Below are 17373 nucleotides of genomic sequence, written 5' to 3' on the forward strand. Positions count from 1 at the left end.
TTTACGTAAAATGATTTCTAGTGCCTAGACTTACACCATCTCTGATGATGTTTGCACTACTGGCTGGGGTTGGGGTTGAAACATGAACAATGAGTAGACCACATCTCGGCGAATGTTGGTCATCATATCCAAGAAGAGTTCGTAACCCTCGGTCTTGTACTCAATTAATGGATCTTTTTGACCGTAACCCCGTAATCCTACGGACTCGCGCAGGGCATCCATTTGTTGTAGGTGTTCCCGCCACAGGGTGTCAATTCGCTGCAAGATAAAGAAGCGTTCGGCTTGACGCATCAATCCGGGTTGAATTTGGTCAATCTGGGCTTCTTTGATGTCGTAGGCGATCCGCACTTGTTCGTGCAGGAAGGCTTTAATCTCAGCCATTGACATATCTACTAGTTGGTTTGACTGCAAATCTGCTAGCAGATAAACAAATTCTTTGACTTTCTCCACCAACTTGTCTAATTCCCACTCTTCTGAGGGTAAGTCTGGGTTGATGTAGTAGTTAACGATGTCATCCATCGTTCTTTCGGCGTACTCAATCACCTGTTCTTTCAAGTCTTGCCCTTCCAAGACTCGGCGGCGTTCGGCGTAGATGGCACGGCGCTGGTTATTCATCACCTCGTCGTACTCAAACACCTGTTTGCGGATGTCGTAGTAGTAGGTTTCGACTTTTTTCTGCGCGCCTTCTAAACTGCGGGTAAGCATCCCAGATTCGATGGGCATGTCTTCTTCGACGCGGAACATTTCCATTAATTTGGCAACGCGATCGCCACCAAAAATCCGCATCAGGTTATCCTCTAAGCTGAGGAAAAATCTCGTCGAACCAGGGTCGCCTTGCCGTCCGGCCCGTCCGCGCAACTGGTTGTCAATCCGCCGCGATTCGTGACGTTCTGTACCAATTACGTGCAAGCCTCCCAGTTCTACTACTTCTTGGTGTTCGCGGCTGGTGAACGCTTCATACTCTTGCTTGACGCGGTTGTAGGCGTTTCGCAATTGCTGAATCACAGGATCGTCGGTAGGAGCTTTTTCTGCTGCTACAGCTACCTTTTCTTCTGCTTCTAATTCTGGCAGACTGCGATCGCCATATTCTCGCACCGCAGATTCTACAGCTTGTTTGAGCATTTGTTCTGCTTCTTTAGAAAGCTGAGTTGGGAAAACCTGTGGCGAAGCCTTCCAAGTTTTAACTTTTTTACCTGGGACAAAGCCTTGACCAGCACCACTTCCTGCGGGAGGTAAACCAGATGCCCTGTGGATGCTAAACATATCTTCATCTTCCGGCTTCACGATCCGGGGCATGAAGTATTCCCGCAGCTTTAAACGCGCCATGTATTCGGCGTTACCACCAAGGATAATATCCGTACCTCTACCAGCCATGTTGGTGGCAATGGTCACAGCCCCTTTGCGCCCTGCTTGAGCCACAATCTCTGCTTCACGCTCTACGTTTTCCGGTCGGGCATTGAGCAGTTCGTGGGGAATCTCCATTTGCTTCAACAGCTGGCTGAGATATTCTGATTTTTCTACGCTTGTAGTTCCTACCAATACAGGTCGGCCTAGTTGGTGCATTTCGGCACATTCTTTGGCGATCGCCCTCCATTTACCCGCTTCGGTCTTAAAGACCATATCGGACAAATCTTCACGTCTTCTGGTACGGTTGGTAGGAATTACCGTTACTTCTAGTTTGTAAATTTTTTCAAATTCTGCTTCTTCTGTTTTTGCCGTTCCTGTCATTCCACCTAGTTTTGGATACAGCAAAAACAGGTTTTGATAGGTAATTGTCGCTAGAGTCTGAGTTTCTGGTTGAATTTCTACGTGTTCTTTTGCTTCAATTGCTTGGTGCAGTCCATCACTCCAACGGCGTCCAGGTAGCACCCGTCCAGTAAATTCATCAACAATCACCACTTCCCCGTTGCGGACAATGTAGTTTACGTCCTTGAGGAACAGTTCTTTAGCCTTAATGGCATTGAAAACGAAGTGTGCCCACGGATCTTCTGGATCGAATAAATCTTTTACTCCCAAAAGCTGTTCTGCTTCGGCAAAACCTTCATCAGTCAACAGCACGTTACGAGCTTTTTCATCTACTTCATAATGCTCATCTTTTTTGAGTGCTGCGGCAATCCGGGCTGCTTCTAGATATTTTTCTGTTGGTCGTTCTACTTGCCCGGAAATAATCAACGGAGTCCGCGCTTCATCAACTAAAATTGAGTCTACCTCGTCAATTACACAGTAGTTGAATGGGCGCTGCACCACGTCTTTCATGTCTGTCGCCATGTTGTCGCGCAGATAGTCAAAACCTACCTCGCTGTTGGTGACATAAGTAATGTCACACTCGTAGTTTTTCTTTCGCTCTTGGGGAGTCATGCTTGCCTGAATTAGCCCCACACTCAACCCCAAGAAACGATGCACCTGTCCCATCCATTCTGCGTCACGACGAGCCAAGTAATCGTTAACCGTAACTACGTGTACGCCTTTGCCTGTCAGAGCATTCAAATAACTAGGTAGGGTAGCAACCAGGGTTTTGCCCTCACCGGTTTTCATTTCGGCAATTTGCCCTGTGTGTAATATGACACCGCCTAATATTTGGACATCAAAATGCCGCAACCCTAAGACTCGCCGTGCAGCTTCTCTGACCACAGCGAACGCTTCTGGTAAGATATCATCCAAAGTTTCGCCGTTAGTCAGACGCTGCTTAAACTCCGCTGTTTTGCCCTTGAGTTCCTCATCAGAAAGGGCTTTAATATCTTCCTCTAAGAGGTTAACTTCTGTAATGTAAGGTTGGTATCTTTTAAGCTTACGAGCGTTGGGGTCGCCCAACAAAGTTTTTAGCATGGCAGGTTATTGAACAAAATCAAGGGAGAGGGGAATTTAAGATTTGGAATTGATTATAAGCATCTAACCCAACTGAGCCTTAATACTCAACAGCAGGGCTGGTAATGTAAATTTCCTCAAAAACAGCAAGAAGACTGACCAATCTACTTACTAAATGATGAATTTAAACTACAAGTTTATGTTTGAAACTTTATTAATAGTATCATTTTGCCCCCAGATGAAGCAGTGAACTCCAACCATGCTCAAGTAGCGATCGCCGTCCTTTAGGGGATTGGGGGATTGGGGGATGGGGAGATGGGGAGATGGGGGATGGGGAGAAAGAAGAATTCTTGTCTCTCCCACTCTCCCACTCTCCCCTCTCCCCCTCCTCAATTCGAGTTTTCCCACTCCGGCGTGAGACGGCGGAAATTATACTCATTAACACCAGGATGGCAGGAGGCACAGCTGTTTATCTCTAGAGGACGTGGCAGTTTGACTTTGGGATGCAAAGCTTTGAAATAACGAGAATTATTGAGGCGATAGGGCGTTTGTTCTTCTTGTAGCTGGGGACGGGAAAAAGTAGCAAGATATCTCCAAATCAAAATGCGTGGTGGATCGACTAAAGGTTTGAGCTGGCTGCCGTAATGTTGTGAGTCTTCTAAGAGATTTTTCCAAGTTTGAGTCGGAAAAATCTCTGGTGGTAAGGCAATGTGACAGCTAGAACAATTTTCAAGATAAAGTTCTTGCCCTAGTTGGTATTGGCTAGGTACTACATCAACAGTGCCGATCTCGGAAGTAGGAGTAGCACCTTGGACATTAGTTGCAAAGGATAGTAGCCAACCCATAGCCAAACACCAAGCGAAGACTACTAAAAGTAAACCAAAAGGCTTTCTATTGAGTTGGCGGTGGTTACGACGCTTAATAATATTTGACATCCTCACACCTATTTGATTTTGGATTTTAGATTTTGGATTGTGGATTGGAGATTAATAATTTATGATTGTTTTTTCCATGACCTATTACCTAATTCCTAGTTCCCAATCCCTTCACTTTGTTGCTACTACAATCATTCTGCGGCTATCAAGTGCAAATGGCTCACCATCGTGTCCGTAACCCTCAACCTGACGGAAACCAGCTTGGCATAAGCAGTCGCGGAGTTCTGTAAAGGTAAAATGACGAACAAAGAAATTGATGCGATGTATCTGCCCATCACGGATGATAATTCGTTCGTTGTATGTGCGACCAGTAGAGATACCATAGCGGTTAGTATCAATCATGAAATTGCCATCGCGTTCGGTAATAAAGGTAGGATGAAAGTCTTTGATTATGCGGTACAAGTTTTGAATATCAATTAACAATTTGCCATCTGCTTTGAGGGCGCGATAGGCTTCAGCTAGTACCAAGCGATTTTCATCGTCATTGAAGTAGCCAAAAGCGGTGAACCAATTGATAATACAGTCAAAGCGATCGCTCCACGGCAGAGAACGCATATCACCTTGGATGTACTCAACTTCCACACCGCTACTAGCTGCATCTTGACGGGCTTTGTCCAAAAATAAAGCTGTAGCATCAAGCCCAGTTATATTACAGCCACCTTTAGCCAGTTGATTAGCAATTCGCCCGTGTCCACAAGCTAAATCTAATACAGCCATTCCTGCTTCTAAATTCAGCAGACGACAGATTAAATCAACATTGCGTTCCGTCCGTTCTGGTGTCAACAGTGGTTCGTAGAAGTAAAGATAATCTTCGTCGAACAGCGCTTCAAAATCGAATCTATTTGCACTCATGAGAGAGAATTGAGAGGGTGCATTAACGGATATTCTTAACTTAAGATTTATGCAGACAAGTACGCATTAATTAGCGTAGCTGCTGCTTTTTCTAAAGATACCTCCGCAACTTGACCAAATAAGCGCCGTTGGGCAAATGCGCCATCAATTAGCAACAGTAAATTTGCAGCGAGTTCGCGTGGATTGCTTGCACTTGCTTGTTCGGATAATTGCATCAGGCGATCGCGCACCGCTTCTTTATGCTTGATTGCAACTTGATGTCCCGGATAGTCCAATTGTGCAAATTCTGCTGTTGTAATGAGGAACGGACACCCCAAACAATCTGGCTTTGTCAATAGTTCATCCAACCATTTAAACACCGCCAGCAATTGTTGAGTAGGCTGATGGGGATGCTTGGCAATTTCTACTTCCATCAGTTCCCAAAAGCGTTGGTTACGTCGTTCCAGATACGCCACCACTAAATCATCTTTTGATGGGAAATAGCGATATAAGGTTGTTTTTGCCACTCCTGACTTGGCAATTATGGTATCTACCCCCGTTGCCCGAATGCCTTCCCGATAGAATAGTTCATCAGCAATGTTGAGGATATGTTCTCTTAGCGCAGGTTTCGCTTCATCCTGCGCTGCTTTTACACGAGTTTTTGGCACGGAATTCTCCCAATATCCCTATTGACATGATACATACCTGTCTGTAATATAACAATTATGAAAATAATACAGACCTATCTGTTTTATATAGGAAATATCCAGCCATGAAGATTGGAATTATTGGTAGTGGAAACATGGGACGTTCTTTAGGTATTCTCTGGGCAGAACAGGGGCATCAAGTATTTTTTGGCTCCCGTGATGCCGAAAAAGGAAAAGCAGTTGCTGAGTTCGCAGAACTCGGAACACAAGGTGGTTCAAACGATCAAGCAGTGGCGTTTGCTGATGTGATTTTGTGGACAGTACGCGGGATGATGCCAACACAATTGCTATCTCATCCTGAAGCTCTCAACGGTAAGATAATCATTGATTGTAATAATCAGGAAATTCCGGAAGGATTTGCTTATCCAGCAATAGTAGAATCTTTAGCGGAAAAGCTTGCTAAAGATGTACCGAATGCGCGTGTGGTCAAGGCTTTTAACACAATGGCACAGGAAGTGTTTGAATTAGCACCTGAGCCGCTTAGGGATTATGGGGTTTCTGTGTTTGTTGCAGCAGATGATGAGCAAGCCAGAAAAACAGTAATGCAGCTTGCAGAAGAGATAGGATTTTTACCAATAGATACCGGAACTTTACGCAATGCGCGATTAGTGGAAGGCTTAGGAGATTTTATTCGCCTAATTATCATTGGTCAGGAGCAAGGTGCTTATGCAACCATCTGTGTGAACATCCTACCTGCGGCGCAAGAACAACGTTTAGGCGGACGGCAAGCTTCGAGTTTGAAGTGAATCTCTAGATGAATTTAAGGAATCGGCACAGCCCGCAACAACCGTTCCATCACCGTTCTTGACCTGCGTCCGCCTGTGGGAATGAGGCGATGACAAAGAACATAAGGGGCAAGAAACTTGACATCATCGGGAATAGCGTAATCACGCCCTAACAGAAAAGCCAGCGCCTGAGTAGCGCGATGCAATGCCACAGTACCACGCGGACTGACGCCAAGAGTAATTTCTTCATCGCATCGCGTCGCCCTAACTAAGTCAAGAATGTATTGTTGCAGGGAAATATCCACTTTTACCTGAGCGCAGATTTGCTGCAATTGTTGGACTTCTGCCAAGCTAATACAAGGCTGCAAATCAAGAACATTCACTCCTTTGTGCAAGCGTTGCAGCATTTGCAGTTCTTCTTGTTCAGAAGGATAGCCCAAACTCAACGACAGCATAAACCGATCCATCTGGGCTTCTGGCAGGGGAAAAGTACCTTGGTATTCAATGGGGTTTTGAGTCGCAATGACAAAAAATGGTGTGGGGACAGCACGAGAAACGCCATCAACTGTGACTTGATGCTCCTCCATGACTTCCAGCAAAGCCGATTGGGTGCGGGGTGTGGCGCGGTTAATTTCGTCGGTTAGCAGCACATTGGCAAATACCGGGCCGGGAAGAAAGTGAAATTCACCGCTTTTGGGGTTCCAGATGTTGGTACCGGTGATGTCAGTTGGTAATAAATCAGGAGTGCATTGTAGTCTTTGAAATTTGCCATCTATGGAACGAGCAAGTGTTTTTGCCAGGAGCGTTTTGCCTACACCAGGAACATCTTCTAACAGGGCATGACCACCAGCCAGTAAGGCGACTAGTACTAAGCGTATCGCCTCGATTTTACCAACGATAGTGTAAGCCAAATTTTGTGTTAGAGCGTCAATTTTGTCTCTCATGCACCAGTAATTAGGGGATAGGGTTGAGGAAATAGTTAGTAGTTAGTAGTTAGTGGTTAGTGGTCAAAAACTAACTACTAACCACTAACCACTAACCAGTCCCTTTTTTAGTGTTCCCTTGGCAGGACGAAATTAACATTCAGCACCCAAAAAAAGCTCTAGCGGCAGTACAGTCTAGTTGAATCTGGGTTTTCAGGGCTTCCAGATTGGGAAATTTTTGTTCGGGTCGCAAAAATTTTTCTAGCTGCACTGCTAGCTTTTTACCATATAAGTCACCAAACCAATCAAAAATATGGACTTCTACTGACAGACAAATACCATTTACCGTAGGGCGGTTGCCTATATTCATGACGCCCAAATAGCCATTCCCTGCAATATCTAATGTTTCACCAACAATGAAAACGCGGACAGCATAAACACCTTGGTGAGGCAGAAACTTGTCTTTGGGTAATTGTAGGTTGGCGGTGGGAAAGCCAAGAGTTCTGCCAAGTTGTTGACCTTTAATCACAGTACCGATCAGAGTGTAAGGACGTCCCAGCAGTTTGTTTGCCTGTTGGATATCGCCGTTAGCAAGAATGTCGCGGATTAGTGAACTGCTAATGCGAGTCTCCTCGGTGGCGTCGCTGCTTTGGCTTGCTTGGGAGTCTGCACAAGTTTCTAAAGAGACGATGGTGACGGGAATGTTGTACTTGGCGGCGAGTACTTGTAAATCTTTAGCAGTACCAGTGCGTCTAGAACCAAAACGAAAATCTTGCCCAACGCTAATTTGTACTGCTTGCAGTTGTTCGACGAGAATTTTTTCTACGAACTCTTCGGGACTCAAAGCGCATAAGTCTTTATCGAAAGGCAATAGTACCAATTGTTCGACTCCAAGCGATCGCAACTGCTGGACTTTTTCATCCAATGGTGTGAGCAAAGTCCGGGGTTGACCGGTAAAAAACTCTTGCGGATGAGGATCGAAGGTGACAACGGTCGAGTAAATGCGATCTTTGGATGACGCGGAGAGATTGGGACGCGGGGACGCGGAGAGTGAAAATTTCCCCGCGTCCCCGTGTCCCCGTGTCCCTATGTCTTCCAATATTGGTTGAATAACTCGTTGATGACCGCGATGTACACCATCAAATTTGCCAAGCGCAACAGCAGTTGGCGTTAGAGCCAATTGAGTTGAAGATGTTACCCACACAGAACACCCATTTTGAGACAGATTTGGCACGTCGATTCTGGGATTTTAGGTTTGTTCAGCTTTCAAGCAAACCCTACACAAAGTCGCCTTTTTAAGCGTCTTCTAGGCTAAGAGAACCTGTTTTGAAGGCATCTGGTGCTATCAGCTTTTGACTTGTGAACGACTCCACAAAGGCGATCGCTGACTGCTACAGATACCCAGAGGTCGCTTTCTTGTAGGATAAGCTCTCGATCACCAATCTAATCTAAAATTTAATATCGCTTCCTTGAGCAATATTTACGCAGAAAACTTACTAACAGGAAAAGATTCTGATAAGGGAACTGAAACAGGAACCTGAAGAACCATTCCTTCCCGTGCCATAATTGCACTAGGAAATTTCCGACGGGCTTCTTCTCCTACACGATCTAAAAATTCATCGTCGTGGGCAGGGTCATGGTGGAAAATCACCAGTGTCTTAACATTCGCAGCTTTAGCTACCTTCACGGCTTCTTGCCATGTAGAATGTCCCCAGCCGATTTTTGGTTTAGTTGGTGAATGATATTCCTCATCGGTATAAGTGGAGTCGTAGATGAGGATATTAGCATCACGAGCTAGCCACAGAACATTTTCATCCAGCCTATCCGGAAAATGTTCGGTATCGGTAATGTAAACAGCAGTACCACCACGCCAGTTAACTCGGTATCCAACTGCTTCACCGGGATGGTTCAGCGGTGCAGTTTCTATAGTAATCTCATCGATATGTATGGATTGCCCTGGTATGACGTTGTAAAAATCCAAATTAGCCTGCATAATCTGCAACGGTACAGGAAAATTTGGATGCAGCATCTGATCGTTAAGACGCTGCTCTATAGTTGAACCATCGGGAGCGATCGCGCCATAGATACAAAAAGTGTTTCCCTTGACAAACCCTGGTGTAAAAAAGGGAAAACCCTGCATGTGATCCCAATGAGAGTGAGTAAAGAATATATGAGCTTCTATGGGCATTTTAGGCAACAAGGATTGCCCTAGAACATGCAGTCCCGTGCCACCATCAAAAATTAAGCGCTTGCCGCCCACTTGCATCTCTACGCAAGGGGTATTACCTCCATAACGGACGGTGTTAGATCCTGGACAGGGGATGCTGCCGCGAACGCCCCAAAAATGCACGGTAAATTGGTTCTCTATCCTTGACATGGGTGTTGCTTGCTGGACTGAGCGGGCGAACAATAAAAAATGTTACTTATTTTGTTCAGTTTATGCTGTATTACCACTTTTGGCAGGTGTAATTTATTTGGTAAAACAGCATACCTTTACTTGGCTAGTTTTCCCTAATACAAGTTAGGCATTCTAGAGTGTTTGCCTTAATTTTTTAGGGAGTTTGTCAGGTTATCTAAGAATGCGCTCCTACTTTATAGCCTATATTTTTTTGTGATGCATTTAACTATCACAATACTGTTACCCATACACCCGTTATTTACGTAAATTTAAAATCCCACTGATATAATTGATGCAATCCTGTTGCGTAAGTAAGATTATATTGCAATGGCGTTATACTGATGTAGTTTTCACGTATAACATGTACATCCATAGGTATATTTTGAGGCAATTTTAATCCTGATGGTGGTTCTACATCCTCTAAAACTTCCCCTGTTAACCAGTAATAGGTTTTACCACGCGGATCGATGCGCTTGTCGAAAACATCGACGTAGCGCCGCACCCCTTGACGGGTGATGGTGACTCCTGCAATTTTTTCCCAATCAACAGCAGGAATATTAACGTTAAGCAACATCAAATCAGGGAGAGGTTTTTTCGCCAGATGTTCTACTAGGATTTTGGCAAATTTCGCCGCAGGTTGAAAATCTTTGTAAGAAAAACTAGTTAAACTGAGTGCCACACTAGGAATACCTTCAATTAAGCCTTCCATTGCCGCAGAAACAGTACCTGAATAAAGAATCTCCGTCCCCAGGTTTGCACCTTGATTGATACCAGAAAGAACTAAGTCGGGAGGAGATTCAAGCAAAGCCCACAGCGCCAATTTGACGCAGTCGGAGGGAGTGCCATCACAAGCCCAAGCTTTGACGGCGGAATGAAAAACTGATTCGACAAGTTCAGCACGAATTGGTTGGTGTAGTGTGAGTCCATGACCAGTGGCGGAACGTTCCCGATCTGGGCAAACTACGGTAACTTCATGCCCTGCTTCCGCCAACGTATTGGCAAGTGTGCGAATACCAAGGGCATAAATACCGTCATCGTTACTGATAAGTAATTTCATACACAATCAGTTTATTAGTGATATCTCATTAAGTCATTAGTCAATAGTCTTTGGTCGCTTGTCAATGCCGTGTGTCACAAGTATGAAATAAAAAACGCTCATTCAACTCAATCACTTCTACACTGGTAGTGGTAGGTTGGGTTTTAAGCGTTGCCTTTAATCCACATTTGACTTATTAATTAATTTGATTAGTCCAAAGTCAACAGTCCAGAGTCCAAAGTTTTTTAACTATTGACTATTGACTATTGACTATTGACTATTGACTATTGACTATTGACTATTGACTATTGACTATTGACTAATGACAAGCAACTTAGAAGCTCAACTTTTAGCACTAAAAGAAGAAGGAGAAAAAGCGATCGCCGCTGTCGATACCCTAGAAAGGTTAGAAGAACTGAGAGTTAAATACCTTGGTAAAAAAGGTGATTTATCAGTACTTTTAGGCGGTATGGGCAAACTCCCACAACAGGAGAGACCAAAAATTGGAGCGATCGCCAATACAGTCAAAGAAGCCCTGCAAAAAAGCCTTGACCAGCAACGCACCACCCTGGAAGCAGCTAAAATTCAGGCACAGCTAGAGGCTGAAACTTTAGATGTAACCATGCCGGGAATTTACCGGCCCCAAGGTAAAGTCCATCCTATTAACGGCATCATCGACCGGGCGCTGGATATCTTTGTTGGTATGGGCTACACAGTAGCTTCAGGGCCAGAAATGGAAACAGATTATTACAACTTTGAGGCGCTGAATACCCCACCCGATCATCCTGCCCGCGATATGCAGGATACCTTCTATCTGCCAGACGGTAATTTGCTGCGGACTCATACCTCATCGGTGCAAATTCGTTACATGGAAGCCGAAGAACCTCCCATCCGCATTGTTGCCCCTGGGAGAGTCTATCGAAGAGATAACGTCGATGCCACCCACGCAGCAGTTTTTCATCAGATTGAACTTTTGGCAATTGACGAGGGACTAACTTTCACCGACCTCAAAGGTAGCATCAAAGTATTTTTGCAGCAGATGTTTGGTGAGTTGCCAATTCGCTTTCGTGCCAGTTATTTCCCGTTTACGGAACCATCAGCTGAAGTTGATTTGCAGTGGAATGGACGCTGGTTAGAAGTGATGGGCTGCGGTATGGTCGATCCAAATGTGTTGAAAGCAGTAGGATACGACCCAGAAGTTTATACTGGCTTTGCTGCTGGTTTTGGCGTAGAACGCTTTGCAATGGTGCTGCACCAACTGGATGATATCCGGCGTGTCTATACTAGCGATTTACGGTTTTTGCGGCAATTTTAAACTGGTTAATGGTTAGTGGTTAGTAGGACATAGAACATTAAACTAATCACTAACAACTCAAAACACTATTTCCCCCAAGATGGCGACTGTCCATTAATATTCTGTCGCCTATTTTATTTTTTATATATATTCATTTTTTGAATATATAATCATTAGTAGTATAAATATCTATATGTAGATATGCCAGAGCAAAAGCAAGATGACGCGCTTTCGTTGACTCTTATAGAGGAAGCTATTTTAAATGCTCTTGTCTTTCGGGAGCGATACGGATTGGAAATTATGGATGCGATCGCAAAAGCAAGTAACGGCGAACGCACGATTGGTTTTAGTTCGCTCTATCCCACCCTAAAAAAGCTGGAAAAACGGGGTTTTGTAACTTCCCGATGGGGAGATGAAGCCCCAGAAGAAATTACAGGTGCTCGCAGGCGGTACTACAAAATCACGGGTTCAGGTTCAGAAGCATTAGAGAAAAAACAAAGATTTTTGGAAGTATTGAGAAACCTAAGACCAGCAACAGGAGATATATAAACTATGAAAGCGAATTTAGAGTCAATCGCAAAATTTTTTACACCTGTTGGTCGGATTTTGTGGATTCTCCTGCAAGCAAGTGTCCAAGCATTTTTTTGGATTTTTTGCTTTGGGTTTGATAGCTACGGAAATTATGATGTAGATTTAATTATTATTCAAATAATCTACATGTTATTTGTTATTCTCTGTGTCTCCTCAGTTGTGCAAAAGTACCGTGGAACAAGTAATGAGAAGCTAGCATCTGATATTACTCAATATTTATTAAATAAAGCACCTCAAGAATGGGAAGAATACCAAGATTGGCTGCATGATATTCTCCTTGATAGAGAGCGAATGTTAACAGATGAAATTCCCCAATGGCGAATCAAAGCCATCACCCACTGGCGTTTGATTGCTTTTTGCGTCACTATCATATCGATTAAGCTAAAGAAAATGGCGATATCTTCTTTAAAGATTCGCAATTAGCCTTTGTATAAAATTTAGGAGTTATGAGTTAAGAGTTAGGAATTAAATTCCTAATATCAATTCCCTTTAACTGTGAAACATATGTAGATCCCCCCAACCCCCCTTAAAAAGGGGAGCCAGTGCGTTGCTTTTCCACGCGTTGTAGCACCTGGCGTGGGCTATTGAGAATCATCTGTCTCAAACATTTAGAGAAATGGTATAACTCCTAACTACAATTATCGCAATGTCCACAACGCCAATTTGCAGCATCTTTTTCAAAACCAAAAGCATTCAACAAAAACTGCCAGCGGCACTGCTTGGTGGTCAGATACTGATTCATCTGCTTGGCAGCTTGTAATTGTGTTGTTGGTTGACTTTTCGCGCCAGAAATAATGCTGTAATGGAAAGGGTCAAGCCAATTCAACTGACCAATACTGTGCAGTAGAGAAAGTGCAACAGCAGCATCGGGAAATTCTCGCGCCACTGCGTTCACTTCCCCGGTTTTTGGCAATTTTTTCATCAGTTGCTGTGCTTGACGTTGTTGCGATCGCACTTTTTCTTCAAAAAATCTTTGTCTTTGCTTATCTCCTGGATCTAACCATCCTGTAGGTTCACCGATCAAGGTCAGCGCCTGCGCTGGTTTGCCATCCCGTCCCGCGCGTCCAATTTCTTGCACATACTCTGATAGCAACAAGGGTGCGTGAAAGTGAACTACCCAACGTACATCTGGCTTGTTTATCCCCATACCAAAGGCAGAAGTGCAAATAACAAATGGCATTTTTCCTTCTATCCACTTAGCCTCGATCGCGCGGCGTTCCTCTGCACCCAATCCAGCATGATAACTGGCTGTAACGTAACCTATCTCTTCCAACCATGCAACTAAATTCTCACTATCTCGTCTGCTGCGAACGTAAACTAATCCTGCTGTTTGTGGTCTTTGTTGGATAAATTTTAATAATTGTTGCTTTCTATCCCGTGGAGTCCAAACTATCTGGACTCTTAGATTAAGATTAGAACGATAGGGATTCAAACGAAAAACTGCTGGTTGGTCTAGTTGTAGAGTTCCTTGGATTATTTTTTGGGCTAGAGGATCGGCGGTGGCAGTGAAAGCGGCTAGCACTATTTTTGTTCCCACAGGTTTTGATTTCAATAGTGCTGGTCGCACTGCCCCGATTCTTCGATAAGCAGGTCGAAATGTTTCTCCCCATTGCACTAGGCAATGTGCCTCATCTAAAATCAAGCCGTTGATTGCAAGTTGCGGCTGGCATAATCTTTGCCAAACTGGGGGACTAAATAAAGTTTCTGGCGATAAGTATAGTAATCTTAGCTTTTGTTGTTCCAAAGCGTAGAGAGTTTGCCGTCGCTGGGAAGAGGGCAATTCGCTGTGTAAGAGGGCAGCACTTAAGTTACGTTGACGTAATTCTTGAACTTGGTTTTCCATCAACGCCACTAAAGGCGAAACCACCAAAGTTAATCCTGTTTGCAACAACGCTGGAAGTTGAAAGCAAATTGATTTTCCCCCACCTGTGGGCATGATAATCAGTGTATCCTTTTTCGCCAACAAACTATGGATAATTTCTCCCTGTGGCGGACGGAAATCTTCATAACCCCAGATTTTTTGGAATGCAGCGCGGACTTCGTGCCATGAAGTTGTTGCTGGATGATTCATGAGCGATAGTAGACGGATGTGATTTTGAATATATCCTCTGCCATCTAACTCAAGGTTCAGTATTTGTATCAGTTGTATTTTTGGTTCGTTTATTAAAAAATCAAATAAATGAAGAATGAACCACTAAGTCACCAAGACACCAAGAATTGAATTTTCTATTACAAATAGAAAATTAATTCATCCCGCTGTCTCTGCAACGCTTAAAAATGAGTTAGTGGAGACAGAGAAAGCGTGAGTTTTGGGTAGATTTCAAGTAGCAAAGGATAAGGGAAACCTTATCCTTGCTTGCTGCACCAAACTTTCTAAGCATTGACTTCTTCCGGCTGAGGCTGATTTTGCAACCAAGCATATAGCCGATTCAATGCATTGACGTATGCTTGCGCTGATGCCACGATAATATCTGTATTTGCCGCATGGCCAGAGAAAACTCTATCTTCGTGCCGCAAACGGATAGTGACTTCCCCAATTGCATCTATTCCTGCTGTGACTGACTGCACGGAAAATTCAATCAACTGGTTGGGTACCTTAATAACGCGATTGATGGCTTTGTAAACAGCATCCACAGGGCCTGTACCAATAGCTGCATCGATTAATTCTTCACCTTCTGGGGTACGCAGAGTGACTGTAGCGGTGGGTTTGGCGTTGCTACCGCAGGAAACTTGCACTAACTCTAATTTAAACAGATCGGGAGCTTGTTGAATTTCATCATTAACAATAGCTTCCAAATCCCAATCACTAATTTCTTTCTTTTTATCGGCTACTTCTTTGAACCTGACAAATGCTTTATTTAATTCAGTTTCTGTCAGTTCATAACCCAATTCTCGCAAGCGGGTACGGAAGGCGTTTCTACCTGAATGTTTGCCCAAAACAATTTGATTTTCTGTCAAACCGATTAATTGGGCATCCATAATTTCATAGGTGAGCTTGTTTTTTAGCACACCATCTTGATGGATTCCCGATTCGTGGGCAAAGGCATTCGCTCCCACAATCGCTTTATTTGGCTGCACTAACAGCCCTGTCAAATTGGAAACCATGCGGGAGGTTTTATAAATCTGCCTGGTATCGATATTTGTCAGGGGTTCTTCAGATTCTGCGGGACGTCCCAAGAAGGGGTTAAAATACTGCCGCCGCACATGCAATGCCATGATCAACTCTTCTAGCGCTGCATTTCCTGCTCGTTCACCAATACCATTAATGGTGCATTCTAACTGCCTAGCACCATTTTTGACTGCTTCTAAGAAGTTGGCAACAGCTAAGCCTAAATCGTTGTGTCCGTGAACAGAAATAATAGCTTTATCGATGTTAGGAACGTTGTCTTTAATGCCTTTAATTAAGGCTCCAAATTCACTTGGAGTGGTGTAACCAACGGTATCAGGAATATTAACTGTTGTTGCGCCAGCGGCGATCGCTCGCTCTAAAACTTCGTAGAGAAATTCTGGTTCGGAGCGTCCTGCATCTTCAGGAGAAAATTCAATATCATCGGTGAAACTTTTTGCATAAGTGACCATCTCTTCAGCGATCGCCAACACCTCTTGTCTAGTTTTTTTCAACTTATATTTGAGGTGAATATCAGAAGTAGCTATGAAGGTGTGAATTCTACCTTTTGCAGCTGGTCTAATAGCTTGGGCAGCAGCTTTAATATCTTCTTGTCGCGCTCTTGCCAAACTACAAATTACAGGGCCAGTTTCTGTCCCTACAATTTGGGCAATCTTATTAACTGCTTCAAAATCTCCTGGGCTTGCAAAAGCAAAACCTGCCTCGATCACATCGACGCCTAAACGCGCTAATTGCTTAGCAATTGTAAGTTTTTCATCTATATTCAGAGTCGCTCCCGGACATTGTTCACCATCTCTGAGTGTGGTATCAAAAATTATAATGCGTTCTGATTTGGTTTTCATTGGCTGCTTGTTGTCTAGTTTTTATTTTTGCTTTAAAATACTTTCAACCCTAGTTTTTTGTTTTTATAATGTCTAAATAAATGCCTAGTTTACTATGAAGCAACTATCCATCTATTTTTTCTATTTGGTCACGAATATCATTTAAATCTATATATCTATCCGTGGCATTACGTAATTCTCTAGCTATCATTCCCTCCGTTGATACTACTGTAATATGGGTGTTTTTTGAACGCAATAGTTCTATAGCTCTTTCAAAATCTCCATCTCCACTAAATAAAACCACTCGATCGTATTGCTCTACAGTGTTAAACATATCTACAACAATTTCAATATCTAAATTAGCTTTTTGTGAATAACGACCGGAAGAATCATCATAATATTCTTTGAGAACTTTAGTTCTAACAGTATATCCTAGACTAATTAAAGCATCTCTAAAACCTCTTTGATCTTGTTGATCTTTTAAGCCAGTGTACCAGAAGGCATTGATTAAAGTTGTGTCTGGCTGTTCGTGTCTGAAGTATTCTAAGACTCGTCGCGGATCAAAAAACCAGCCATTTTTTTGTTGAGCATAGAACATATTGTTTCCGTCTACAAAAATAGACAGACGATTCATCGAGGAACCCATAAAATTTACACCTAATAATAGATAAAGAAGAATTTAGATTGAACAATAGATTATAGCAATTATAAAATGTCAATTTTGCTATTACCTATAAATTATATTTTCATATATAACTTGTATATAACCTCTCTGAAAGTAGAAACTAAACTGAAACATTAGGTGTTAAGCTTAACAGAGTGCTTAACATTTTTCACCCTTAGCGTTGTTAATTGCACCCCATAATCAAAATCTACCAATTAGGAAGACTATATACCAATTAAGTTTACTCCTAAACCGGTATAGTATAGGCTTAGTGTAAGATAAAGACTGGGAATACTTCTTGAGGAAGAGCAAATATTGTACAAGACGTACGGAGAGTTCCCGTACGTTGCCAAACAAGGTCTTCCAGAAGATTCGGTGCAATTTTTAGGGTGTATCCTTTGGAGTGGTGTAACAGCTTCTGTTTGGTAGTAAAACCTTGCCGCCACCCATGTGTCTATAGAAAAATAACTCTAAAGACCTAAGTCAGAGTTAGAAGTTAGGTAGTATCTAGCTGAC

15 protein-coding genes are annotated in these 17373 nt (G+C 43.2%); 4 read left to right on the forward strand and 11 right to left on the reverse strand.

Annotated elements, in window-relative coordinates; all coding sequences use genetic code 11:
* Positions 1 to 30: 30 nt before the first annotated feature.
* From secA to FIS9605_RS0103915, 4 genes are all read right to left on the reverse strand, one after another.
* Positions 31 to 2826: a preprotein translocase subunit SecA gene (gene secA / locus FIS9605_RS0103900; protein WP_026731412.1), complete on the reverse strand. Its 2796-nt coding sequence runs from the start codon at positions 2824 to 2826 to the stop codon at positions 31 to 33.
* A gap of 368 nt (positions 2827 to 3194) precedes the next feature.
* Entirely contained in the window at positions 3195 to 3740 is a 546-nt protein-coding gene (locus FIS9605_RS0103905) for a cytochrome c (RefSeq protein ID WP_026731413.1), read from the reverse strand.
* A gap of 111 nt (positions 3741 to 3851) precedes the next feature.
* Positions 3852 to 4592, reverse strand: a complete 741-nt coding sequence (locus tag FIS9605_RS0103910; protein WP_026731414.1) for a class I SAM-dependent methyltransferase — start codon at positions 4590 to 4592, stop codon at positions 3852 to 3854.
* A gap of 47 nt (positions 4593 to 4639) precedes the next feature.
* Positions 4640 to 5239, reverse strand: a complete 600-nt coding sequence (locus FIS9605_RS0103915; RefSeq protein WP_026731415.1) for a TetR/AcrR family transcriptional regulator — start codon at positions 5237 to 5239, stop codon at positions 4640 to 4642.
* A gap of 104 nt (positions 5240 to 5343) precedes the next feature.
* On the opposite strand from FIS9605_RS0103915, the gene FIS9605_RS0103920 reads away from it, so the two are divergent.
* Entirely contained in the window at positions 5344 to 6024 is a 681-nt protein-coding gene (locus FIS9605_RS0103920; RefSeq protein WP_026731416.1) for an NADPH-dependent F420 reductase, read from the forward strand.
* 14 nt (positions 6025 to 6038) lie between these two features.
* On the opposite strand, the gene FIS9605_RS0103925 is transcribed toward FIS9605_RS0103920, so the two are convergent.
* The 4 genes from FIS9605_RS0103925 to surE all read right to left on the reverse strand — a co-directional run bounded on the left by FIS9605_RS0103925 (position 6039) and on the right by surE (position 10381).
* Positions 6039 to 6947, reverse strand: a complete 909-nt coding sequence (locus FIS9605_RS0103925) for an AAA family ATPase (protein ID WP_026731417.1) — start codon at positions 6945 to 6947, stop codon at positions 6039 to 6041.
* A gap of 139 nt (positions 6948 to 7086) precedes the next feature.
* Positions 7087 to 8160 (reverse strand): bifunctional riboflavin kinase/FAD synthetase, encoded by a 1074-nt coding sequence (locus tag FIS9605_RS0103930; RefSeq protein ID WP_026731418.1) that lies wholly within the window; start codon positions 8158 to 8160, stop codon positions 7087 to 7089.
* Positions 8161 to 8406: 246 nt separating this feature from the next.
* Entirely contained in the window at positions 8407 to 9303 is an 897-nt protein-coding gene (locus FIS9605_RS0103935; RefSeq protein WP_026731419.1) for an MBL fold metallo-hydrolase, read from the reverse strand.
* A 280-nt stretch (positions 9304 to 9583) separates the two neighbouring features.
* Positions 9584 to 10381 (reverse strand): 5'/3'-nucleotidase SurE, encoded by a 798-nt coding sequence (surE, locus tag FIS9605_RS0103940; protein WP_026731420.1) that lies wholly within the window; start codon positions 10379 to 10381, stop codon positions 9584 to 9586.
* Positions 10382 to 10682: 301 nt separating this feature from the next.
* Between surE and pheS the strand changes: the two genes are divergently transcribed.
* From pheS to FIS9605_RS0103955, 3 genes are all read left to right on the forward strand, one after another.
* Positions 10683 to 11675, forward strand: coding sequence for a phenylalanine--tRNA ligase subunit alpha (gene pheS / locus FIS9605_RS0103945; protein WP_026731421.1), 993 nt, complete (start codon positions 10683 to 10685; stop codon positions 11673 to 11675).
* Positions 11676 to 11855: 180 nt separating this feature from the next.
* A complete protein-coding gene (locus FIS9605_RS0103950; protein ID WP_026731422.1) occupies positions 11856 to 12203 on the forward strand; it encodes a PadR family transcriptional regulator in 348 nt (115 codons plus the stop codon).
* Between the two features lie 3 nt (positions 12204 to 12206).
* Positions 12207 to 12668 (forward strand): hypothetical protein, encoded by a 462-nt coding sequence (locus tag FIS9605_RS0103955; protein WP_026731423.1) that lies wholly within the window; start codon positions 12207 to 12209, stop codon positions 12666 to 12668.
* A gap of 205 nt (positions 12669 to 12873) precedes the next feature.
* Here the strand turns inward: FIS9605_RS0103955 and FIS9605_RS0103960 are convergent, their stop codons facing one another.
* The 3 genes from FIS9605_RS0103960 to FIS9605_RS0103970 all read right to left on the reverse strand — a co-directional run bounded on the left by FIS9605_RS0103960 (position 12874) and on the right by FIS9605_RS0103970 (position 16839).
* The gene (locus FIS9605_RS0103960; protein ID WP_026731424.1) at positions 12874 to 14316 is read right to left on the reverse strand and encodes a RecQ family ATP-dependent DNA helicase; all 1443 of its coding nucleotides are present in this window, start codon (positions 14314 to 14316) and stop codon (positions 12874 to 12876) included.
* Between the two features lie 302 nt (positions 14317 to 14618).
* Entirely contained in the window at positions 14619 to 16214 is a 1596-nt protein-coding gene (locus FIS9605_RS0103965) for a 2-isopropylmalate synthase (RefSeq protein WP_026731425.1), read from the reverse strand.
* 103 nt (positions 16215 to 16317) lie between these two features.
* Positions 16318 to 16839, reverse strand: a complete 522-nt coding sequence (locus FIS9605_RS0103970; protein WP_026731426.1) for a LabA-like NYN domain-containing protein — start codon at positions 16837 to 16839, stop codon at positions 16318 to 16320.
* Positions 16840 to 17373 lie beyond the last annotated feature (534 nt).

The organism is Fischerella sp. PCC 9605 (genome assembly GCF_000517105.1).
Taxonomy (GTDB): Bacteria; Cyanobacteriota; Cyanobacteriia; order Cyanobacteriales; family Nostocaceae; genus PCC9605.